General features: G+C 71.5%; 13 protein-coding genes. 5 read left to right on the forward strand and 8 right to left on the reverse strand.

Translation table 11 applies throughout. The features are described 5' to 3' along the window. Positions 1 to 14: 14 nt before the first annotated feature. Positions 15 to 1,142, forward strand: a complete 1,128-nt coding sequence (locus ACQPZO_RS13685; protein ID WP_433350306.1) for an alpha/beta hydrolase family protein — start codon at positions 15 to 17, stop codon at positions 1,140 to 1,142. Between the two features lie 109 nt (positions 1,143 to 1,251). On the opposite strand, the gene ACQPZO_RS13690 is transcribed toward ACQPZO_RS13685, so the two are convergent. Both ACQPZO_RS13690 and ACQPZO_RS13695 read right to left on the reverse strand, forming a co-directional pair. After that, entirely contained in the window at positions 1,252 to 1,887 is a 636-nt protein-coding gene (locus ACQPZO_RS13690) for a helix-turn-helix domain-containing protein (protein ID WP_433350972.1), read from the reverse strand. 143 nt (positions 1,888 to 2,030) lie between these two features. Beyond that, positions 2,031 to 3,161: an FAD-dependent oxidoreductase gene (locus ACQPZO_RS13695; protein WP_433350308.1), complete on the reverse strand. Its 1,131-nt coding sequence runs from the start codon at positions 3,159 to 3,161 to the stop codon at positions 2,031 to 2,033. A 24-nt stretch (positions 3,162 to 3,185) separates the two neighbouring features. On the opposite strand from ACQPZO_RS13695, the gene ACQPZO_RS13700 reads away from it, so the two are divergent. Continuing rightward, positions 3,186 to 3,911 carry a TetR/AcrR family transcriptional regulator gene (locus ACQPZO_RS13700; RefSeq protein ID WP_433350310.1) on the forward strand — a complete coding sequence of 242 codons (726 nt, stop codon included), beginning with the start codon at positions 3,186 to 3,188 and terminating at the stop codon, positions 3,909 to 3,911. A 33-nt stretch (positions 3,912 to 3,944) separates the two neighbouring features. Here the strand turns inward: ACQPZO_RS13700 and ACQPZO_RS13705 are convergent, their stop codons facing one another. The 3 genes from ACQPZO_RS13705 to ACQPZO_RS13715 form a co-directional block, all read right to left on the reverse strand. Continuing rightward, positions 3,945 to 4,553 carry a class I SAM-dependent methyltransferase gene (locus ACQPZO_RS13705; RefSeq protein ID WP_433350312.1) on the reverse strand — a complete coding sequence of 203 codons (609 nt, stop codon included), beginning with the start codon at positions 4,551 to 4,553 and terminating at the stop codon, positions 3,945 to 3,947. 81 nt (positions 4,554 to 4,634) lie between these two features. Beyond that, positions 4,635 to 5,348, reverse strand: coding sequence for a hypothetical protein (locus ACQPZO_RS13710; RefSeq protein ID WP_433350313.1), 714 nt, complete (start codon positions 5,346 to 5,348; stop codon positions 4,635 to 4,637). A 382-nt stretch (positions 5,349 to 5,730) separates the two neighbouring features. After that, the gene (locus tag ACQPZO_RS13715; RefSeq protein WP_433350315.1) at positions 5,731 to 8,847 is read right to left on the reverse strand and encodes a CHAT domain-containing protein; all 3,117 of its coding nucleotides are present in this window, start codon (positions 8,845 to 8,847) and stop codon (positions 5,731 to 5,733) included. A gap of 135 nt (positions 8,848 to 8,982) precedes the next feature. Between ACQPZO_RS13715 and ACQPZO_RS13720 the strand changes: the two genes are divergently transcribed. Then, the gene (locus ACQPZO_RS13720; protein ID WP_433350317.1) at positions 8,983 to 9,339 is read left to right on the forward strand and encodes a hypothetical protein; all 357 of its coding nucleotides are present in this window, start codon (positions 8,983 to 8,985) and stop codon (positions 9,337 to 9,339) included. A 91-nt stretch (positions 9,340 to 9,430) separates the two neighbouring features. Next, entirely contained in the window at positions 9,431 to 9,778 is a 348-nt protein-coding gene (locus ACQPZO_RS13725; RefSeq protein ID WP_433350318.1) for a hypothetical protein, read from the forward strand. Positions 9,779 to 9,966: 188 nt separating this feature from the next. Here the strand turns inward: ACQPZO_RS13725 and ACQPZO_RS13730 are convergent, their stop codons facing one another. From ACQPZO_RS13730 to ACQPZO_RS13740, 3 genes are all read right to left on the reverse strand, one after another. Continuing rightward, a complete protein-coding gene (locus tag ACQPZO_RS13730) occupies positions 9,967 to 11,547 on the reverse strand; it encodes a DHA2 family efflux MFS transporter permease subunit (protein ID WP_433350320.1) in 1,581 nt (526 codons plus the stop codon). 320 nt (positions 11,548 to 11,867) lie between these two features. Beyond that, positions 11,868 to 13,160, reverse strand: a complete 1,293-nt coding sequence (locus tag ACQPZO_RS13735) for a low temperature requirement protein A (protein WP_433350322.1) — start codon at positions 13,158 to 13,160, stop codon at positions 11,868 to 11,870. Between the two features lie 171 nt (positions 13,161 to 13,331). Further along, on the reverse strand, positions 13,332 to 13,631 hold the full coding sequence (locus tag ACQPZO_RS13740; protein ID WP_433350324.1) for a tetratricopeptide repeat protein: 300 nt from the start codon (positions 13,629 to 13,631) through the stop codon (positions 13,332 to 13,334). Between the two features lie 367 nt (positions 13,632 to 13,998). Between ACQPZO_RS13740 and ACQPZO_RS13745 the strand changes: the two genes are divergently transcribed. Beyond that, on the forward strand, positions 13,999 to 23,712 hold the full coding sequence (locus ACQPZO_RS13745) for an RHS repeat-associated core domain-containing protein (protein WP_433350325.1): 9,714 nt from the start codon (positions 13,999 to 14,001) through the stop codon (positions 23,710 to 23,712). Positions 23,713 to 23,773: the final 61 nt, after the last annotated feature.

A 23,773-nucleotide genomic window follows, 5' to 3' on the forward strand; every position in this document is an offset into this window, starting at 1 on the left:
AAGGGAACGCGCGGATGCGCATCCTCGTCGTGGTCGGCCCGGCGGTGGTGGCCGACCCCGCCCTGCTGGAGTCACTCGCCACCGCCGCGTGCGCGGAACTCGGCGTCACCGGCCGGCTGGTGACCGCCGCCTCCGCCGCCGAGGTGCGGTCCCTGGTCACGGAGGCGGGGTCGCCCGTGGTGGCGCTGCCCGGCCCGGACCCCGAGGTGCGCGCCCTGATCGGCGACGTCCCGCCCCACGTCGTGTGGTACGACCTCACCGTCGAGCCGCCCGTGCCCGGCGCCGCCCACCTTCAGGGCCGGGGCGCCTGGGGCCTGGCCTGGGCCGTCCGGCACGCCGTGCACCGCCACCGGTCGCCGGCCACCCGGATCGCCTACGGCCCGCTGGCGGACCAGTGGGGCGAGCTGCGGCTGCCGCCCGCCGTCGGGGCGGGCCCGGTGCCGGTCGTGATGCTGCTGCACGGCGGGTTCTGGCGGTCGGTGTGGGGTGCCGACCTGATGGACGCCCTCGCCGTCGACCTGGCCGGCCGGGGCTACGCATCCTGGAACGTGGAGTACCGCCGCCCGGACCGGCACGGGTGGGACGCCACCACCGCCGACGTGGCGGCCGGCGTCGCGGCGCTGGCGGGCCTCGCCGACGCCGGCCGGCTGGACCTCGACCGCGTCGTGCTCCTCGGCCACTCGGCCGGCGGCCAGCTTGCGCTGCGGGCCTGCGCCGACCAGGCCGGCGGGGCCCACCGCGACCTCCCCGGCCCGCCCGGGGTCGCGGCGACCCGCGTCGCGCTGGCGGTGTCGCTGGCCGGCGTCCTCGACCTGGCCGAGGGCGAACGGCGGTACCTCGGCGACGAGGCGATTCCCGCCGCCCTCGGTGGCACCCCCGCGACTGTGCCACAGCGGTACGCCGCCGCCGACCCCATGGCCCGGGTGCCGATCGGGGTGCCGACCCTGCTGGTGCAGGGCGCCGAAGACAGCCCCGACCTCGTCGACGCCAACCGCCGGTACGCCGTCGCGGCCCGCGCGGCCGGCGACGACGTCGACCACCTCGAACTGCCGGGCGACCACTTCGCCGTCATCGATCCCGGCTCGACCGTCTGGCGGGCCACCATGGCCGCCGTGGAGCGCCGGTTGGGCCGCCGGGCGTAGGGCGCCGCCGCCGTCGCGGGCCCCGGAGAAGTTCGCGATGTTTCACCAGCGTGAACAAGCGCCGCTGGTGCCGCCGCCGCCCTGCGGGTGGCGAGGCGATCGACCGGCGTCAGAACAGCCGGGGGGTGACCACCGACACGACGGTCGTCACCGCGTCGGTGTCGTTGTACATCGAGTGCGGCACCGACGAGCGCAGGTGCACGCTGTCGCCCGGACGCAGCCGGTGCTCGACGCCGTCGACCTCGTAGAGCAGTTCGCCGGAGATGACATAAGCGAACTCCTCTCCGGCATGGCCGTAGGCGGCCTCCCGGCGGCCCCCCGGCGCGATGTGCACCAGCATCGGTTCGAGCACCAGGTCCGGCCCTCGCTCCGACAGCATCCGGTAGGTCTGCTGGGCGGAGACGTACTGGGTGGCCGGGGTTTCCGCCCTGGTGAGGGTGAAGTGCATGGGCAGCGGGCCGACCGCCTGGTCGGGGGAGTCGGCACCGGCGTCGAAGAACTCCGCCACCGTGTGGTCCAGGGCCTTGGCGACGCTGCCCAGCGCGGTCAGGCCGATGGAGGAGATGCCCCGCTCGACCTGGGACAGGAAGCCGATCGACAGGCCGGAACGGGCGGCCAGGCCGCGCAGCGTCAGCCCGCGCTCCTTGCGGTACTGGCGGATGCGCGCGCCCACCAGGCCGGCGGGGGTGGCGTCCGCCGCCCGCTCGCCGGGCAGGGGCCGCTCCCGGACCGGGTTACTCTCCATGGACCGCACGGGGACCTCCTGTCGCGTCCCGGCGGGAGAGCCCGCCACGCTTGTTCGATGCTATCGAAACTTCGGGGTACCCGCGATGCCCGGCGCCCGTCCTGGCGGGCAGGCGGCGGGGCGGCCGGCTGCGCCGCGCGTCATCAATCTGCGGGTGCCGGCTCGGTGGGTCGTGGCGTGAAGAAGCGGACGATGTCGTCGGCTGCGGTGGGGGACAGCATCATCGCCTGGACCCGTGCGGACATTTCGGCGATCGGGTGAATTCTGATGAACATCGCCTCCTCGTACGCACGGATCGCCGAGTCGGGGTCGGCGGGGTTGGTGGCGAGTTCGGCGGCGAGTTCGGCGGCGTCGAGCATGGCTTGGTTGGCGCCCTCGCCGACCGGCGGCATGAGGTGCGCGGCGTCACCGATGAGGGTGATGCCTGGCTGGTGGGCCCAGCGTGTACCGGTGGGCATCGCCTCGATCCTGCGTGGGATTGGCGGGCTGTCGCCGGCTTCGATGAGTGCGGTGAGGCTGGGGGCCCAGCCGTCGAACATGTCCAGCAGAGCGCGCTTGCTGCCGTAGGTGTCCATCTGGCGATCGTCCGCGCGTAAGCCGATCCCGACTCGGATGCTGCCGTCGCCGAGGCGTTGCGCTGCAAGGATCTGGTTCACGCCGATGCACCACAGGTTCCCGGGGCCGACCAACTCGGCGAGGTCCGGGTGGCGCCGGTCGGCGTCGCTGATGCTCAGCTCTACCAAGGTGGACACGTAGGACAGTGTCGCGTCGGTGAGCAGCGGCCGGACGACCGAGCGTGCGCCGTCCGCGCCGATGAGGAGGTCGCAGTCGGCGCTGTGGCCGCCGTCGAACGTCAGCCCGAAGCCTCCATCGGGTCGTGGTGTCGCCGCGACGAGCCGGTGCTGCCAGGCCACCGCGTCGCCGGGGAGCGAATCGAGCAGAAGATCACGCAGTACGCTCCGATCGATCTCGGGGCGTCCGGAGAATGAGCCGGGTTGTGGCGTGTGGTGCACGACGGTGCGTCCGGCCGGGTCGAGGATGCGATGTTCCTCGCCCTCCGGTCGCGCCTCGGACCGGAACCGGTCGGCGAGGCCCGCCTCGGCCAGGGCCTGTTGCCCGGACTCCGGGTGCAGGTCGAGCATTCCGCCCTGTGATCGCGCGGATCGGCTTGCCTCGCGTTCGTACACCACCGCGTCGATGCCTTGTCGGTGCAGGATTCGGGCCAGCGTCAGGCCGCCGAGGCCACCTCCGGCGATCGCGATTCGCATCATCATCTCCGTTACCGTACGCTGTATTTTATGGATACGCCGTACGGTAGCGCACTGCTGCCCGTCTGGGAACGGCCCGAGCCTCAACCGCGGGCGACGCCTGTGCCGCTGAGCCGTGCGAAGATCGCCGCCACGGCGATCCGGCTCGCCGACGTGCACGGCCTCGACGGGCTATCGGTACGCAAGCTCGCCAAAGAGCTCGGTGTCGGTCCGATGCGACTCTACGACTATGTGATCAACAGATCCGAACTGCTCGATCTGATGGTCGACGCCGTCTATGCCCAGATCGCCGAGGACAGCCATCGCTCCGAGTGGCGCGCCACGGTACTGGCCATCGTTCACCGGACCCGCGATGCCGCCCTTGATCATGAGTGGTTCTCCGACCTGCTCGGCGGAAGGCCACACTTGGGACCTCACGCGCTCGCCGTAGGCGAATCGACCGCGGCGGCGCTCAGCCAGGCCCCCGGCGTGCGCGGCATCGACGACCTCCAGCGGGCCTTGGGCGCCCTCAACGCCTTCATCGTCGGAGCGCTCCGCAGAGAGGTCACCGAGCGACGCACCGCCCGTTCCACCGACACCGACGTGACCGCCTGGCAGGCCGCCCTCGGGCCCTACCTGACGAGCATGCTCAAAACAGGCCGCTATCCCACCGTCGCCCGGCTCGTCATCGACGGCGCCCACCTCGACGCCGAGGCAACCTTCCACCACAACCTGATCACCATCCTGGACGGCATCACCAGCCGTCCCCACCCGTGACCTACTGCTCGCAGCCGAGGCTCGCGGCTCGGCTCACCCTTCGGTCGCGACTGCCGCGATGGCGGCGTGTGGCCGATGAGGGCCTTCGCTGGGCCGCTGAAGGCGCTCAACTTCCGTGAAGCCGGCTCGCGTCAGCCGCGCGGAGAACTCGTCGACGGGCCAGCGATAGGCGGTCACGACCTTGTGGTCGAAGGCCGCGACCTCGTCACCGTCAAAGAGACCGAGCACCAACGTTCCGGCCGGGGCCATTGCTCGCCGGAACTCGGCGAGCACGCCGTCGAGATCTTGCGGCGGTAGGTGGATCAACGAGTAATAGGCCAGGATGCCGGCGATGGAGTGGTTGGCGACGGCGAGATTCTCCATCGACCCGAGTTGGTACCTTCCGCTCGGGTGGGCCGCCCGCGCGTGGGCGATGAACTCGGGAACGATGTCGATTCCCGTTGCGTCGACGCCCAGCGACCGAAGGTAACCGGTGAGATGGCCAGGCCCGCAGCCCAGATCGAGTACCGTGCCAGGTCGACCCGCCAGATGCCGCCCGATGAAGGCGAGGTCGTCGGCGTGCACCTGCTGGCTTGTACCGAACAGCCCGATGTAGAGCTCCGCGACGGACGCATACGCCTGCCGGACCTGCGCCATGTTCACCGCGTGACTGTATGAGCTCCCGGATCGACAGAACAAGCCCGGGGACGGCGCGGAAAGCGCGGGGCGATCGCCGCAGTGTCCTCAGGCCAGCAGGCGCTCGCGCAGCTTCGCGCCGAGATTGATCCCACCCACTGCCCGAGGGGCGGTCGGATCGTGCACGTCGAGGGTGTTGTTGCGGCGCATGAGCTCACGGACCGGAGGTGGCAGCCGGGGCGGGTCGTCCATGGCTGCGAGGATCTGTTCGGCGGTGGAGATCAGTCGATCGGCCAGGGCAGCGGCGTCGGTGTCTACCCGCACCCGGCCGTACTCCCAGCCGGCGGTGGTGAGGTCGAGCACCTCGAACACGTGGGTCAGGAGCGGGTTCGGGTCGGTCACCCGGTCGAGCCGGGCCGCCTGACTGCCGACTACCGCGACGGCGGCGGTCACCTGCGCGTACGGGTGGAAGCCGCACGGCAACGTGAACAGTGGCCACCGCAGTGCTGGGCCGGCCTCCACCCACAGCGGCCGGTAGTTGCGGCGGTGCACCAGGAGCCGCCGGCCCGTTCGTCGGTGTACTTCGTGGGCCTGGGCCTTTAGGTCCGCGTGGGCCTCGTCGGCGACCTGGCTCACGATCCGGGCCGCCACCACCAAGCCGTCGTCGCCGTTCAGTAGCCCGGTGACCGCCTCGACCTGCTCGGGAAACCGGGTCTGCGCGCGGGCGCCGTACCGGTACTGGACGTCCCGTAGCAGCGCCTGCTGCCGCCCCGCATCGAGTTGGACCCGCCCGCCGCCCAGCAACCGCTGGAGCCAACGCATTTTGCCTCGTTTCAGCAGTGCCGTCCGGACTGCGGCAATGCTAGTGCGTTCGGACCTTCCAGCCCAAGAACAACCCTCGGTCTACCCGGTTCATGCTCGGAGAAATTAGATGTGGCGCACGGTAGGTGGCGCGGGCACGGGCACCCACGTCAACGTATGTCGCCGGACCCACGCCGGTCGTCGCTGGAACCTGCCGCCGGGCGAGATGTGGTCGCCCACCAGTGCGAGGTTGATCTTCGGAGCACACGACGCGGGCTGGTCGACGCGATGCTGACCATGGACGAGAGTGGGTATCTCGCCGACCGGGTCGCGGTGAGTGACCTTGGCTCCTGCGGCTGGCGCAGGTCGGCGTACCGAGGTTCCCACCGCGACCGTGCGGCATTCAGACGCCGGTGTACGCGAAGGCGGCCCAGTATCTCGGATCGACGTACGGATGTTCACCTGCACTAACGGGCGGATCGACGTCGGGTAGCAGCGCGGTCAGCTCGGCCCGGGTCGCGGTGCGCAGCCATTGCTGGGCGCGGTTCAGCGCGACAACCGGTTCCTCCCCCTCGCCGCACCACAGGTGGTAGAACGCGGTCATCAGATAAGTGGTGGCGAGGTCGTCGACCGCCCACGCGGTCGCGATCACCCCGGCGAACCCGATCTGGATCAGGGCCGACGGCAGCCCGACCACCTCGTTCGGCATGGCGGAGCCGCTGACGTTGGTGTGGCACGCGGAGAGCACCGCCAGGCGGCGTCGGCTCGGCGTCAGGGTACGTCGCAGTTTCTCCAGCGTGACCTGGCGGTCGGCGAAGTACAGTCGGCTGTCCAGGATCGAGCCGGGTTTGGCCGAACCGTGGCAGGCGAGATGCCAAACGGTGTGCTCGTCGGCTGCAGCGCGGAACTCCTCCCAGGTGCAGGCGTGGCTCGGCGACGCCGGCCGCCCCGTCCAGCGGCGGGTGACCTCGGTGGTCTCCCGGGCGACGTACCGCAGATGGTCGTCGGGGTGGACCCCGTGTCCGTCCGGTACGTCGAGAGCGAGCAGCGTCTGCTCTCGACCGGCGAGTTCCCGTGCCGTATCCCGGCAGCGTCGCAGGCCGCGGGCGTTTGGCGCGTACCGGACCGCAGAGAAGTGCCCGACGTGGCGCCACTGGGTGAATTCGTCGCCGGGCGTGCCCGGCTCGCCGGCCGCGTGCAGCGGTAGGAGGTTGAGCAGACCGACCGGTACCAGCGTGACGATCCGACCTCTCGCGCTGTATAGGACAACGTTTCGGAGACCGTCGTTCCAGAGGGTACGGAGCGCCTCGGTCATCGGGTCGGTTCTCGACTGCTTGAGTGGTACGAGGTCACGCACCCGGTTGGGCCTTCCATCCATGATCACGAAGCGGGTGGGGCCGGTCGCCGGCTCAGTTTCAGGCAGCACCTTGTCGACAAGCCGGGCGACGGTGGCCCGGTCAAGCTTGGGCAAATCGACGTACTGCGGGTCGTGCCGTGCGGCGACCACGAGCGCGTACCCGCCAGCCTTCGCCGCACCGAGGTAGACCAAAGCGCCGTCGCCGGTCTCGGCGATGATGTTGTCGTAGCTCACCGCGAGAGCCAGAGGGTCCGCCCCGGTCACTGCGTTGACGCGCCGGGCGATGTCACGCAGGCGCGTCCAGGACTGCCGGTGCCCGGTGGACGAGTGGCGTTCCCGCTCGTCGAAGTCCTCGATCGCACGTCCGTACTCGTCGGCGAGGTCCTCCCGACCGGCGGCGCGCAGCCGGTCGAACACCGCGGCATTGTCCCGCCCGGTCACCTCGGTGAGGCCGACGGCCCGTCCGGTCTCCAGCGCGAGAACCGCTTCCCGATACCGTCCGGTCTGGGCCAGCCAGTATCCGGCCTCCTCGGCGTATTCCTGGGCTGCGGCCAGCACCCGCTGCTTCGCGCGAGCGCCGTACCGCGCGACGGCGTCCTGCGCCGCCAGGTCGACCAGCTGCTGGTACGCCTCGGCGGCGAACTCTGCGACACCGGTGCCGGCGGCCCATTCCGCCCATGCCACGGCGAGCCGAGCCCTCGCTGCGGTGCTCCACGGCGCGTTCACCGAGTCACACCACGCCCGGTGCCGGTGCTCGTCGCTAGCGCGACTCGTGAGCGCGTCCCGGGCGGCCAGCGTTTCCTGTAGCAGGAGCCGATCATCCGCGCCATGACGGTGCCAGCGGCGACATCTGCGGCGGATCAGTCGTACCGCCTCGCGTACGTCATCGGATCCCTCGCCGGGCGGCGCTCCGGGCCGCAGCGCTCGCCACAACAGCAGCCTGGCTAGACCAGCGTCAGCAGGGGTGGCGGGCTGCCGTAGGCGTAGGCCGGCCCGTCGACCGGCCCGACACCACGCGATGCCCAGGTCGAGGTTGTCCGGATCGATCCGTGCCAGCAGGAGGCCGAGGGTGGCGAAGATCTGTGGTCGCAGCCGTCGGGAGAGCCGGTCGAGCGCCCGGGAGCCGCGTTCCAGTTCCCGGACGGCCGCATCCAGGTTGCCTGTCACCACGTGGCGCCGAGCCCGCAGCAGGTGGGTCAGACCGGGACAGGACCTGGCTTCGTCGAGGCGCCGGACCAGCTCGTCGAGCGGACCGGTGTCGTCGTGGGTCTCCGCGGTGACGATCGCCGCGTCAGCGAGCGCCAGCGCGAGCCCCGGGCTCAGCTCGGAGAGGGCGGGAAGGTCGCGCGGATCGTCCGTGGCGGGAGGCCGCCCGCCGAACGCAGTGGCCGATGAGACGGGCGGCAAACCGTCGAAGGCGACTGCGGACGACCGGCGGGTCCGCACAATGGCGGCCCGGGCGTGGTGGAGGGCACGAATCTCGGCAATGCGTCGGAACCCCAGGTGGTGCTGGCTTATCAGTACGCCCGCGGCGCGGCCCATGACGTCGCGCATCGCGCTCTGCAACTCCGCCTCCCGCGGGTGGTCGATGGAAGATTCGCGCTGCAGCACCGTGATGCACATCGACACGAAGGTGCGCGAAATCGTCCGCCGGGTGTTGTCCTCCTCGACGTCACGGGTGTCGATGAACGGATAGCACTCCAGCAGATCGTCCATCGCGGGGTCGAGGTCGTCGAACGCGGCGGCGAGCCGGACCAGCTCGTACATCGTGATCGACGTCGCCCAGAAGCCGTCGGTCTCCTGCCATCGCGCTGGCCTGGCCCGCCGGTACGCCCGCCAGGCCTGGTCGGCCGCCGCGTGATCGTCGCGGAAATACGCCTCCTTGTACGCCCAGACATGTTGTTCGAGCTGTGCCATCTCCCGCTGGTACCGGTCCGGGCTGTGCAGGTTGTGCCGGATTTGGTAGCCCCTGGCCTCATGCGCCCACGGTTCCTGGAAGGTGGCTTCGGTCGGACGGCCGCAGACCCCACACGGGTGCGGCCACGACGCCGGCGCCGGTTCGTCACCGGTCCCGCAGCCATCGTTGTTGCACCTCCAGCCCCGCAGCAGTGCCTCGGGCGGCGCGAGGTAGCCGTAGGAGGTGCGCGGTGGCCGTTGACCCATCGCCGATACCGTCCTCTCGCCGTACCGCCGGGCACCTTTCCGGTGGCCTCCCGTCGTTCTCTGACGGACAACTGTCCGTCAGAGAACGGCATGAGGTTTTTAAGTCGGTCGCCGCGGTCCGCGTTCTCCGACGAGATGTTCCGATGGCTAGAGATCTTCGGCCGGTACTCGTTCGACGTTTACGGCAGCGGCATCGACGGCGGTGACACTTGGAACCGCCTCGGGCCGCTCCACGACTACGCGGCCAGGGACCGGGAGGGCTTCCTAACCGGGCTGCGGGCTCTCGTGGCGGGGGACCAGGGCGGCTTCGCGACGTTCGGCGCGGCCCGCCTCGTCTGGGAGCTGTATGGCGGTGACGTCCTGCGTATTCCCGCCGCGCTCCCGCTGATCGACGCGGGCATCGAGTTCAAACGCTCGCGTGGGCTGCCGACCGCCAGTCTGACCGTCTACGAGACGGAACGTCTCGTTCAGCTCCGCAGGCAGGGCGCTTGACCGCTCTGCCGATCACCGAAGACCGCGTCCAATCCGTTTATCAAAAGGGTGGATACTGGCAGACTTCCTCTGCTTTGCCTTCGTCGCCGGTTTGATCGGTTTCCTCGTCTGGCAGTTGATTGAGACCCGGAACGCGGTCGCAACAACCACGGTCGAGACCGCGTACGATCCCGCGCAGGCGGTACAGATTGTGCGCGGCGCGTTCGGCGGTCCCCGCGCCGTGTTGTGGACCATGGCGACCGGGCCAGGCACGATCAACATGCGCCAGCGTGGAATCCACGGCGGCATCACGATGTCCATCACCATCACGCCGCGTCCGGGGGCTGGCACCCGGGTGGAGATGTGGGCCTCGGAAACCGTAGTCCACTTCGGTTTCTTGATCAGATTCGCCGATTCGGTCAACCGACGTAAGAAGGCGATCGGACGCCTACTGAGCTGATCTCAGCAACGCAAGAGGGTTGATTGGTGCGACACGGGTGAAGGTGTCGAGTCGGGCGGTGATGGAAGTAGGCGTGGAACTGGTCCCGCCCGCCGGGGTGTTCCTGCTGGCGTCCCTCAACGACGAACCCGGCCTTCGCCCATCCGGCGGCGCGGCGTGGGGCCCACCGGCCCCACGCCACGCGCCGATCAGTGGATCAACACCGGGGTGCGGTCGCCGCCCTGCTCGTCGTCGAGCAGGTGGGACTTCTGCCGCCTGCGGGGCAGGAAGTAGGCCGGGACGAACGTCAGCAGCATCAGCGCGAAGCCGACCCAGAACGTGGTGCTGAACGAGTTGGCCACGAACTCCAGGCCCCGTTGGAGGATTCCGGGTTCGACCGGGAACTGCTGGGCCAGGTCCGGGTTCTGCTTGACGGCGATCGCGAGGCCGGCCTCGGTGATCGGTGCGCCGGTGTTCGGGTCGACCGCCCCCGGGATGGCCGGCGAGCTGTTCAGCTCCTTGGTCAGGATCACCGACATCACCGCCGATCCGACCGAGCCGGCGATCTGCTGGAGGATGTTCAGCAGCGTGGAGCCACGGGCCACCTCATGGTTCGTCAGCGTCTTCAGCGCGGACGTCATGATGGGCATCATCGTGCCGCCCATGCCCAGACCCATGACGAAGAGCGAACCGCACAGCAGCCAGTACGAGGTGTCGGTGCCGACCTGCGTGAACGCGAAGAAGCCGCCCGCGATCAGCACCAGCGCGAACGGCACCGTCCGGCCGACCGGGATCTTGTCGGCCAGCATGCCGGCGATCGGCATGGTGATCATCGCCCCGATGCCCTGCGGTGCCATCAGCAGGCCGGCGTCGAGCGTCGACTCGCCGCGTACCTGCAGGAAGTAGCTCGGAAACAGCAGGCCGGCCCCCATGAACGCGACCGTGAACACGGCCAGCGTCACGGTCGCGACCGTGAGGTTACGGTCGCGCAGCAGGCGCAGGTCGAGCAGCGGGTGCTTCGGCTTGAACGAGTAGAGGATGAAGCTGATGACCAGCAGGCCGCCCACCAGCATCGGCAGCCACACCTTGCTGTCGGCGAACGTGCCGGTCTCGGGCAGCGACGACACCCCGTACAGGAAGAGGGCCAGGCCCGGCGAGAGCATCAGCATGCCGACGATGTCGAACGACTCGGACGGCTCGGGGTTGTCCTTCGGCAGCGCCCACTGCGCGTAGGCCAGGGCGATGGCGCCGATCGGCAGGTTGATCAGGAAGATCCAGTGCCAGCTGGCCACGTCGATCAGCCAGCCACCCAGGATCGGCCCGCCGATCGGGCCGAGCAGCATCGGGATGCCCAGCACGGCCATCAGTCGGCCGATCCGCTCCGGGCCGGCCGCCCGCGTCATGATCGTCATGCCGAGCGGCATCAGCATGCCGCCGCCGAGCCCCTGCAACACCCGGTAGCCGATGAGCTGGCCGATCGAGTCGGCGGTGGCGCACAGGCCGGAGCCGAGCGTGAACAGCAGGAGGGCCGCCATGTAGAGCCGCTTCGTGCCGAACCGGTCGGCGGCCCAGCCGGTCAACGGGATCACCGTGGCCAGCGCCAGCGTGTAGCCCGTCATCGTCCAGGCGACCCGGGCGTACGACGCGTCGAATTCGGTCTGGAAGGTGGGCAGCGCGACGCTGACCACCGTCACGTCGAGGATCGACATGATCGCACCGAGGACCACGACCCCGGCGATCTTCAAAACGGCGGCGTCGAGCTTGGCCGGCGCCGCGGATGGACTACTCAAAGCGAATCTCCTGGTGAAACTTGCGAATGACGCCGGTCGGCCGCGCGCCACACCGCGCGCGGCACCACGTCTGAGTCAGGGGTCAGGTGGGAAGGTCACAGACGACCGCCCGCGCCCCGGGCCCGCACGCCGTCTCCCCCCTCGCGCGCCTGGTCCGCCTGCGGACGCACGTCGCGACGGTAACAAGGCCGACGCCCAACCCACCGCCCTTTATCGGATCATCCGGCTGTGGTCACGGTCACTGATTCCGGGAGGTCGCCGGCCGGCGCTCGTGGCCGGGCCACCTCGGCGCCGCGTCACGGCCGGCCGGACCCGCGCCGTCAGAGGTTGCGGCGGCGCCACTCCGACTGGTCGTGTTCGGCGGCGGTTTGCTCCTCCAGAGCCGTCTGGCGCACCTGGCGGCGAAGCGGATCGCCGCTGCGTACTCCACCGAGCACCAGCGCGACGCAGATCAGGGCCAGGATCGCCAGGCTGACGGTCGCCGGCAACTTGCCCACGGCCACCGAGCCGGCGACGAGCACCACGAGCGCGACCACCGGTGCCGGCCGCACCCGCCGTTCGGCGCGCCACTCCAGGGCGAGCAACGTCGTGAGGTAGATGATCACCCCGCCGAAGAGGGCCACGTCGTCCAGCCCTTCCGGCCGGGCGAGCCAGGGGCTGCCCCGCGCCTCGGCGACGGTGGTCAGGTACCGCTTGAGGCCCAGCGCGAACATGATGATCCCCGCGATCAGGGGAAGGTGCAGGTAGGCGTACGCGTTCCGGGCCAGGACGAACCGCTGCGCGACGTCCCGGGTGCGGTGCATCGTCTGCTCCAGGGCCGGGGCCAGGACATCGAAGTACATCCACCACAGCGCGGCGATGACGGTGACGCCGAGGACCGCCGCCACCACCACCGGCCAGGTCAACGGAAGGCCGATGGTCAACTGTGCCCCCGTGCCCAGCGCGATGATGGACTCGCCGAGCGCGATGAGCACGATGAGCGCGTACCGTTCCGCCCAGTGGCCGGCGGAAACCACCGTCAGGCCCGAGCCGCGTGCCCTCGGCCCCATGATGAACTCGACCCCCACCGCGGCTGCCCACAGCCCGAGATGCAGCCAGCTCACCCTGGACCAATCAGGCGCGGATGGCAGCAGCCCGGCGGTGAGGATCAGGGTGATGCTGATGATCACCGGCAGGCTCAGCCGCCACAGCGCGCCGCGCCGCTCCCGACTGCGCGCCACCAGCACGAACACCTGCAAGCCCCGGATGACCAGATAGCTGGCCGCGAAGACCAACGGTCCCGGTGGCCCACCCGGCCGGTCGTTGAACGCCTCGGGCATCGCCAGCGCCAGCACCAGCAGCGCGGCCACCGTCGCCGTGCCGATCAGCGGGACCACTCCCTGGTCGGCCCGCAGGTAGTTGCCCATCGCGGCGAAGCTGACCCAGCACCACCACAGCAGCGCCAGCACCACGGCCCCGTAGAGCAGCGCGATCGGCTTCAGTTCTTCCGCCAGCAGCGTGGTGACGTTGAGGAACGCGAACACGAACACCAGGTCGTAGAACAGCTCCAGCCGGGTGACCCGCGACCCGGGCGCGGCCGGCAGGAACCGGCCGGGCTGGCGGACGGCGCTCATCCTGCCGAGTGTGGCAGCCGCGCTGAAGGCCACGGGAAGGAACAAGGAATCCCGCCCCGGCCCTCGCCTCCGCCACTGCGACTGCGCCGCGTGCACCGGCAGTGCCCGCGACCACGGGTCCCGACGGCGGGCCGCCACCCTACCGATCCGCGGGCCGTCGACCGCGCGGCCTCAGGCCCCGCGCAGCCGGGCGAGGAGTTCCCCGGCGCGTCGAATCTCGTACGCCACGACGTCGTCGTCGGCGTCCGGCACGCCGAGCCGCGGCACCTCCGCGAGCACCGCGAGCGCCTCGTCGTGGCGGCCCTGACCGTTCAGGTGTTCGCCCAGCACCACCCGTGCCCGTACCTGCCACAGCGGGGTCGACGTCTCGTCCAGGATCCCCCGCAGGATCGACTCGGCGCGTTCGGCGCGGCCGTGGTCGAGCAGCAGAAGGGCCTTCTGCAACGCCGACCCGGCGGGGTCATCCGCCACGGTGGTCCTCCCGAACTGATCCGCCGCCCGTCACACCCGCCCACAGGAGCGCTGCCGCCGGTCTCGCGCGGGAGACGCTAGCCCGTCCGCTGATCCCCTCGCCACCCACCCGCCGGGTGGGTTGCAACGGTGCGCGTTCATTTCGGAGATGCCCACTGACCTGCCCGCTTTTGTACCGGGATCAGGCAACGCAATCAACTGTCCGATAGCCGACATCGCCGTGATCGCCGCAGCCGTTTAGGCCGGTAGGCGGCCCGGTCGCCGTGGGTGATCTCGGTAAATGGGCGTCCCGTTCACCTGGCGATCTATGCCCGTTGATGGAAACCGCCTACGTTGCCCCCCAGAACGTACCGTCCTGGGAGGCAGCATGTCGGGACCGCTCGGCCCGCGCACCATCCGATCGAGGGTCTGGGCCGGTGCCCGACTGCGGTTCGGCGCGGCCCTCGCCGCACTCGTCCTGCTGCCGGCGCTCGCCGTCCGGGCGGACCTGCCGGACATGGTCCCGGCCTCGGTCTCCTGCGACTCGGTCGGCTACGCGTACGACGCCGCCGGGCAGTTGGCCGGCGTGCAGGACCAGGCCGGCCGGACCGCACGGTACCGGTACGACGCCGCGGGCAACATCACCTCCGTCACCGGAGAGGGCAGCCCCGCACTCGCCCTGCTTTCGGTGGTGCCGGCCCGGGCGGCCGTCGGCGCCGAGGTCACCCTGGAGGGCGGCTGCTTCTCCACCGTGCCGGCCGAGAACACCGTCGCGTTCAACGGCGTCCCGGCCACGGTCACCGCGGCCGCCGGCCGGCGGCTGGTCGCCCGGGTTCCCGCCGGGGCGACCACCGGGCTGGTCACCGTCTCCGTGGGCGGGGCCACCGTGAGCAGCCCGCAGTCCTTCGTGGTCGTCGGGCCGGACGAGTCCGCGCCGACCGTCACCGGTGTCTCCCCGACCGTCGTCGCCCCCGGAGGCACGGTCGCCGTCACCGGCACCGGCTTCGCCGCCGAGGCGGCCGACAACGCCGTCACCCTCAACCGCACCCGGGCCTTCCCCTCGGCGGTCGCCGCCGGCAGCCTGACCATCCAGGTGCCCACCGGCGCCGGCTCCGGTCGGATCGGGGTCCGCACCCGGCACGGCAGCGGCGACGCCGCCGCCGACGTCTTCGTGGCCCCCGCCCCGTACACCGTCGCCGACGTGGTGCACACCTCCCGGGTCGCGCTCGGCGGCACCGGGTCCGTGTCGATCCCGAGCGTGGGGGACGTCGCGCTGGTCGTGTTCGACCTGATCGAGGGGCAGCGGGCGAGCGTGCAGTTCGCCGACGGCACCTTCGGCTCCTGCGGCATCTCCACCGCGAAGGTCCTCGACCCGTTCGGGCGCACCGCGGCGTCGTCCGGGTGCGTGGGCGCCACCGGCTTCATCGACACGGTGACGGCCCGCACGGCGGGCACGTACACGCTGCTGCTGGCCGCGTCGAGCACTGCCACCGGCTCGGTCTCCGCGACCGTGCGGGAGGTGCCCGCTGACGCGGCGGCGGCCACCACGCCGGGCGGGGACCCGGTGACCGTCACCACCACCGTGCCCGGCCAGAACGCCGCCGTCACCTTCGCCGGCAGCACCGGCCAGCGGGTCTCGGTCAAGCTCAGCGGCGGCACGTACGGCACCTACAACGCCGCCGTCACGCTGCGCAAGCCGGGCGGCGGCACCGTCACCTCCAACGGATCCTGCGGCACCGCCTGCTTCCTCGACACCGTCGTGCTGCCCACCGACGGCACGTACACCGTCGCGGTGGACCCGCAGTCCACCACCACCGGGGCGATCACCGTCCAGGTGTACGACGTGCCGGCCGACGCCGCCGTGGCGACCACTCCCGGCGGCCCCCAGGTCACCGCCACCACGACGGTGCCCGGCCAGAACAGCGTCGTCTCGTTCCCCGGCACGGCGGGCCAGCGGGTGCTGGTCCAACTCAGCGGCGGCACGTACGGGACGTACAACGCCTCGGCGGTGGTGCGCAAGCCGGACGGGTCGAACCTGACCGCCAGCGCGTACTGCGGCAGCTCGTGCCTGTTCGACACCACGGTGCTGCCGGTCGACGGGACGTACACCATCCTGGTCAACCCCGACACCAGCTACGTCGGGGCGGTCACCGCGCAGGTCCACGACGTGCCGGCGGACGCGACGGCGAGCACCACCCCCGGCTCCGCCCCGGTCACCGTGACCACGGTCGTCGGGCAGAACGCGGTGGTGTCGTTTGCCGGCACGGCCGGGCAGCGGGTGTCGGTGCAGCTCAGTGGCGGCACGTACGGGACGTACAACGCCTCGGGGGTGATCCGTAAGCCGGACGGGTCGAGTCTGACGGGCAGCGCGTACTGCGGGGCGTCGTGCTTCTTCGACACGGTCGTGCTGCCGGTCGATGGCACGTACACGCTGCTGCTGAACCCGGACGGCGCCTACGTCGGGCAGGTCGCGGCGCAGGTCCACCTGGTGCCGCCGGACGCCACGGCGACCGCGACCCCGGGCGGCGCGGCGGTCACCGTGGCCACCACGACGCCGGGGCAGAACGCGGTGGTGTCGTTCGCCGGCACGGCCGGGCAGCGGGTGTCGGTGCAGCTCAGTGGCGGCACGTACGGGACGTACAACGCCTCGGGCGTGATCCGCAAGCCGGACGGGTCGAGCCTGACCGGCAGCGCGTACTGCGGGGCGTCGTGCTTCTTCGACACGGTCGTCCTGCCGGTCGACGGCACGTACACCCTGCTGCTCAACCCTGACGGCACCTACGTCGGGCAGGTCACCGCGCAGGTCAACGCCGTGCCCGCGGACGCCTCGGCGACCACCACGCCCGGCGGGGCCGCGGTCACCGTGACCACCACCGTGCCGGGGCAGAACGCCGTCGTCTCCTTCCCCGGCACCGCCGGGCAGGTCGTCTCGGTGACCCTGGCCAACGGCACCTTCGGCACCTACAACGCCGCCGTGACGGTGCGCGCCCCGGACGGCTCCACCGTGGTCAGCGAGAGCTACTGCGGCACGAGTTGCTCGTTCAACGCGGTCACCCTCCCGGCCACCGGCACGTACACGGTGTTCGTCAACCCGACCGGGACCACCCTCGGCGCCGTCACCGCCCGGGTCTACGACCTGCCCAACGACGCGGTCGCCAACACCACCCCGGGCGGCGCGGCGGTGTCGGTGACCACCACCGTGCCCGGCCAGAACGCGGTGGTCTCCTTCCCCGCCACGGCCGGGCAGCGGGTGTCGGTGCAGCTCAGCGGCGGCACGTTCGGCGCCACCGAGGCGGTGGTGACGCTGCGCCGCCCCGACGGCACCACGATCGTGTCCAACACGACCTGCGGCACCTCCTGCCTCCTCGACACCCAGGCACTGACCGTGGCCGGCACGTACACCGTGCTCGTCGACCCGAAGGGGACGGTCGTCGGCGGCATCACCACGAAGGTGCACGACGTGCCCGCCGACGCCACGGCGACCGCCACCCCGGGTGGCGCGGCGGTCCCGGTGACCACCACCGTGCCGGGGCAGAACGCGGTGGTGTCGTTCCCGGGCACCACCGGGCAGCGGGTGTCGGTGCAGCTCAGCGGCGGCACGTTCGGTGCCACCGAGGCGGTGGTGACGCTGCGCCGCCCCGACGGCACCACGGTCACCTCGAACACGGCCTGCGGCACCGCGTGCTTCCTGGACAGCACCGTCCTGCCGGCGGACGGCACGTACACCCTGCTGGTCGACCCGAAGACCACCGCCGTCGGCGCGCTCACCGCCCGGGTGCACGCCGTGCCCGCCGACGCCACGGTGGCCACCACCCCGGGCGGCGCGGCGGTCCCGGTGACCACCACCGTGCCCGGCCAGAACGCGGTGGTGTCGTTCCCCGGCACCGCCGGGCAGGTCGTCACCGTCGGCCTCTCCGCCGGCGCGTTCGGCGGGGGCAGCGTGACCGTGACGCTGCGCGCGCCCAACGGCAGCGCCGTCACCAGCTCCTCGTCCTGCGCGACGAGCTGCTCGTTCAGCTCGGTGTCGCTGGCCACGGCCGGCACCTACACGCTGCTGGTCGACCCGGTCGGGGTGGCCGTCGGCAGCCTGACCGCGCAGGTGTTCGACGTCCCCGTCGACGCCACCGTCAGCACCACCCCGGGCGGCGCACCGGTCACCGTCACCACCAGCGTCCCCGGGCAGAACGGCGTGGTGTCGTTCCCCGGCGCGGCCGGGCAGCGGATCCTGGTCCAGGGCACCGGCGGCACGTACGGCACGTACAACGCGACGGCGATCGTGCGCAAGCCGGACGGCACGAACCTGACCAGCAGCGCGTACTGCGGGGCGTCCTGCCTGTTCGACGCGATGGTGCTGCCGGTCGCCGGCACGTACAGCCTCCTGCTCGACCCGGCGTCCACCTACACCGGCGCGCTCACCGTCCGGGTGTACGACGTGCCGGCCGACGCCACCGCCAGCACCACCCCGGGCGGGTCCGCCGCCACCCTCACCACCACGGTCCCCGGCCAGAACGCGGTGCTGTCGTTCACCGGGACGGCGGGTCAGCGGATCGTGGCGCAGGGGACCGGTGGCACGTACGGGACGTACAACGCGACGGCGATCATCCGTAAGCCGGACGGGACGAACCTCGGCAGCAGCGTGTACTGCGGTGCGTCGTGCTTCTTCGACGTCACGACGCTGCCGGTCGCCGGGACGTACACGATCCTGCTGAACCCCGACGCGGCCTACACCGGCGCGGTGACCCTGCGGGTCTACGACGTGCCGGCGGACGCGGCGGTCAGCGCCACCGTCGGCGGGCTGGCCGTGCCGGTCGCCACCACCGCCCCGGGCCAGAACGCGGTGCTGTCGTTCACCGGGACGGCGGGTCAGCGGATCGTGGTGCAGGGGACCGGCGGCACGTACGGCACCTACAACGCGACGGCGATCATCCGTAAGCCGGACGGGACGAACCTCGGCAGCAGCGTGTACTGCGGTGCGTCGTGCTTCTTCGACGTCACGACGCTGCCGGTCGCCGGGACGTACACGATCCTGCTGAACCCCGACGGCATGTACACCGGCTCGGTCTCCCTGCGGGTGTACGACGTGCCGGCCGACGCCACCGACAGCACGACGCCGGGCGGCAGCGCGGTCACCCTGACCACCACGGCCCCCGGCCAGAACGCGGTGCTGTCGTTCCCCGGCACCGCCGGGCAGCGGATCTCGGTGCTGGGCAGCGCCGGCACGTACGGCACCTACAACGCGACGGCGATCATCCGTAAGCCGGACGGGACGAACCTCGGCAGCAGCGTGTACTGCGGCGCGACGTGCTTCTTCGACGTCACGACGCTGCCGGTGGCCGGCACGTACACGATCCTGCTGAACCCCGACGGCATGTACACCGGCTCGGTCTCCCTGCGCGTGCACGAGGTGCCGGCCGACGCGACCGCGGCCGTCACCCCGGGTGGCCCGGGGGTCACCCTGACCACCGCCGTGCCCGGCCAGAACGCCACGCTCACCTTCCCCGGCACCGCCGGCCAGGTGGTCACCGTGGCAGTCACGGCCGGCACCTACGGCCAGTACAACGCCACGGCGATCATCCGCAAGCCGGACGGGACGAACCTCGGCAGCAGCGTCTACTGCGGAGGCACCTGCACCTTCACCTCGGTCACCCTGCCCGTGGCCGGCACCTACACCCTTCTCGTCGACCCGTCGTCCAGCACCATCGGCGGCCTGACCGGCGAGGTGCGGCTGCCCGCCGCAGCCGCCGCCAGGAGGGCGCCCGCGAAGACCCCGGCCCGGCCGGCCGGCGACGTGACCGAGACCTGGACGCCGGACCGGTTCAACCTGGCCGGCGAGGACTGGGAGAGCCACCGCACCGGCGCGTACGGCAACCTCCAGCCGGCCCTGCGCGCCGAGCGGGGGGCGACCGCGCTCGCCGGACAGGCCCTGCTGCTCAACGGCAGGCCGCTCGCCGACGTCACCCTCAAGGTGGGCCGGCGCAGCACCCGCACCGACGCCACCGGCCGGTTCCTGCTCACCGGGCTCACCGCCGGCCACCACGTCCTGGTCATCGACGGCGCGACGGCCGGCAGCCCCGGCCGCGCCTTCGGCCGCTTCGAGACCGGGGTGGACCTGCGGGCGGGGGAGACCGTCGAGCTGTCGTACCCGATCTGGATGACCCGGCTCGACACCGCGAACAGCACCCGGTTCCCGTCGCCCACCACGAGGCAGACGGTCATCACCACCCCGGCGATCCCCGGCTTCGAGGTGCGGCTGCCCAAGGGCAGCGTGATCCGCGACCGGGCCGGCAAGCGGGTCACCGAGCTGTCCATCACCGCGCTCCCGGTGGACCAGCCGCCGTTCCCGCTCCCGGCCGGGGTGCGCACCCCGGTCTACTTCACCGTGCAGCCCGGCGGGTCGGTGATCCTGCCGAAGGGCGCGCAGATCATCTACCCCAACACCCAGGGCCTCGCGCCGGGCAGCCGGCTGGACTTCTGGGACTACGACCCGGAGCGGGCGCCGTGCACCAGGGCACCGGTGAAGTCGTACCCGAAGAAGCCCACCAAGGCGGCGAAGACCCCGGCCGTCTGCGCGGTGACCGGCGCGGAGGCGGGCTGGTACATCTACGGCCACGGCACCGTCACCCCCGACGGCCGGCAGATCGTGCCCGACCCCGACGTGCGGGTCTGGGAGTTCACCGGCGCGATGTTCAACGGCAGCGGCAAGCGCCCCGCCGGCACCGGGCCCGGTGAGGACGGCGACTCCGGCGGCGACCCCGTCGACCTGGCCAGCGGCCTCTTCGTCGACGAGCACACCGACCTGACCGTGAACGACGTGCTGCCGATCTCGATCACCCGCACCTACCGGCAGAACGACACCCAGAACCGCGAGTTCGGCATCGGGGCGAACTTCACCTACGGCATCTTCGTCTTCTCGAAGCAGGAGTACACCGAGGCCGACCTGATCTTCCCGGACAGCGGCAAGGTCCACATGGTGCGGACCAGCCCCGGGACCGGCTGGACCGACGCGGTGTTCAAGGCCGTCGACACCACCGGCCCGTTCCGGGACGCCGTGATGACCTGGAACGGCGACGGCTGGGACCTGGTCCGCACCGACGGCATGGTCTACGTCTTCGGCGAGAACACCCCGTTGCAGTCCATCCGGGACCGGCACGGCAACCAGATCACCCTGACCCGGTCCACCGGCGGGCAGTCCGGCGACATCACCCAGGTCACCTCGCCCAACGGCCGCTGGATCAAGCTCACCTACAGCGGCGGCCGGGTCACCCGGGCGCAGGACAACGCGGGCCGGGCCGTGCAGTACGGCTACGACGGCTCGGGCCGGCTGACCACGGTCATTTCGCCCGGCGGCCGGACCACCACGTACACCTACGACACCGCGCACCGGATGACCACGGTCACCGACGCCCGGGGCGTCACCTACCTGACCAACACCTACGACGCGGCCGGACGGGTGTCGGCCCAGAGCATGCCCGGCGGGGTCACCTACGGCTTCGAGTACACCACCGACACCGACGGCAAGGTCGTGAAGACGGCCGTCACCGAGCCGGACGGCGCCGTCCGGGAGACCAGCTTCGACGCCGACCACCGGGTGGTCGCCGAGACCACCGCCGCCGGCACCGCCCAGGCGCGCACCTCCACCACCGCCCGGGACCCGGCGACCCACCTGCCGACCGCGCTGGTCGACCCGTACGGGCGGCGGACCACCCTGGGGTACGGCGCGAACGGGCAGCTCACCTCGCTCACCGCGCTCGCCGGCACCGCCGCCGCGCAGTCCGCCACGGTCACCTCCGGCGGCCCGTACCGGCAGCTCACCTCGGTCACCGACGACCAGGGGCGGACCACCCGGATGGGGTACGACGACACCGGCAACCTCACGGCGGCGACCGACGCCGCCGGCCGCACCCGCCGCTACGCCTACAACACCGCCGGCCAGGTCACCTCGTTCACCGACCCGCTCGGCAACACCACCCGCTACACCTACGAGCAGGGCGACCTCGTCGCGGTGACCGACCCGGTGGGCCGGACCACCCGCAGCTTCGTCGACGCCGTCGGCCGTCCCGTGGCGGTCACCGACCCGAGGGGCGTGCTGGAACACGTCCGCTACGACCCGGACAACCAGGTCCTCACCAGCACCGACGGCCTCGGCCGGGCCACCACCTTCGAGTACGACGGCAACGGCAACCTGACGAAGGTCACCGACGCCCGGGGCAACAGCACCACCGTCGCCTACGACAGCTCCGACCGCCCGATCACCGTCACCGACCCGCTCGGCGAGCAGGCCCAGCAGGCGTACGACGTGCTCGGCCGGGTCGTCTCCGCCACCGACCGGCGCGGCAAGACCACCGTCACCGGCTACGACCTGCTCGGCCGCACCACCTTCATCGGGTACGGCAGGACCGCCGGGCCGAGCTACGAGAGCACCAAGCAGTTCGGCTACGACACCCTGGACCGGCTCACCACCATCAACGACTCGGCCGGCGGGCTGCTCACCGTCGGCTGGAACGACCTCGACCAGGTGGTCAGCGTGGCCAGCCCCACCGGCACCGTCGGCTACACCTACGACGCAGCCGGGCGGCGCTCCGGGATGACCGTGCCCGGCCAGCCGGCGGTCTCCTACGGCTACGACCAGACCGGCCTGGTCGCGCAGATCACCCAGGGCGCCAGCACCGCCACCTGGCACCGGGACGCCGCCGGCCGCACCGACCGGGTCGAGCAGGCCGGCGTCACCACGAAGTACACCTACGACGCCGCGTCCCAGCTCACCGGGATGTTCTACGAGAGCACCGGCGGGGTGCCGATCGGCCACCTCGGCTACTCCTACGACGGCGCGGGCCGGGTGCGGGACCTGACCGGCAGCCTCGCCCAGGTCACCGTCCCGAGCACCGGCCCCTCGACCAGCTACGACGCCGCCAACCGGCTGACCAGCCGCGGCGACCGGACGTACTCCTACGACGACGAGGGCAACCTGACCGGTGACGGCGTGCTCGGCTACACCTGGAACGCCCGGGGCGAGCTGACCGGGGTCACCGGGCCGGGCCTGACCACCGCGTACGGCTACGACGGTGCCGGGCGGCTCGCCAGCCGCACGGCCGGCGGGGCCACCACCGGCTTCCTCTACGACGGCCCGAACCTGGTTCGCGAGCAGACCGGCGCGACGACCAGCGACCGGCTCACCGCCGGGCTGGACCAGACGCTGGTCCGCACCGACGCCGCCGGCCCCCGGGTGCCGATCACCGACGCGCTCGGCAGCGTGCTCGGCCTGGCCGACTCCGCGGGCACCCTGACCACCCGGTACGCCTACGACCCGTTCGGCGCGGTCACCGCCAGCGGCAACACCCAGCAGTTCACCGGCCGGGAACGCGACGCCGCCACCGGGCTGAACTACCACCGGGCCCGCTGGTACAGCCCCGAGACGGGCCGGTTCCTCAGCCAGGACCCGGCCGGCTTCGGCGGCGGCAGCGCCAACCTGTACACGTACGCCCTCAACGACCCGGTCAACCTGTCCGACCCCAACGGCGACTGCCCGATCTGCGTGCCGATCCTGATCGGGGCGCTGATCGGCGGCGCCTCCTCGGTCGGCATCGGGGCGGGCCTCGCGGCGCTGACCGGGCGCAAGTACAGCATGGGCGACGCCCTGAAGGACTTCGCGATCGGCGGCGCGCTGGGCGCGGTCAGTGGCGGCCTCGGGGCGTACCTGAAGGCCGGCAGCTCGGTCTGGAAGCTCAACCAGTTCGAGCGCGGCCTGGCCATCGAGGCGAAGCTCGGCGGCAACCTGCCGCGCAGCTTCCCGACCATCGACCGGTTCGCCAACGGCACCGCCACCAGCATCAAGAGCGTCGACCTGACCGCGAAGTCTTACCAGACCGCCGGCCAGCTCACCAGCCGGTTGCAGGGTTACGTCGACAAGGCGGCCGGCTTCGCCAAGAGCAACCCGGTCACCTGGGACGGCGTCACCATCAGACCGGGTCAGGTCGCCGCCCGGGAGCTGGAGATCGCCGTCCAACGCGGCGCGGCCACCAGCGCCCAGCAGAACGCGCTCAACCAGATAGTCCAGTACGGCGCCCAGAAGGGGGTGACCGTTCGGATCATCCCGATGAGATAGCCGGGGCCGCCGTGGGGACGTCCCGAAGGTACCCTGGGGCGTCCCCCTCCCCACCGAGGAC

Origin of the sequence: Micromonospora sp. CA-111912 (assembly GCF_050948415.1) — a bacterium.
Lineage (GTDB): Bacteria > Actinomycetota > Actinomycetes > Mycobacteriales > Micromonosporaceae > Micromonospora.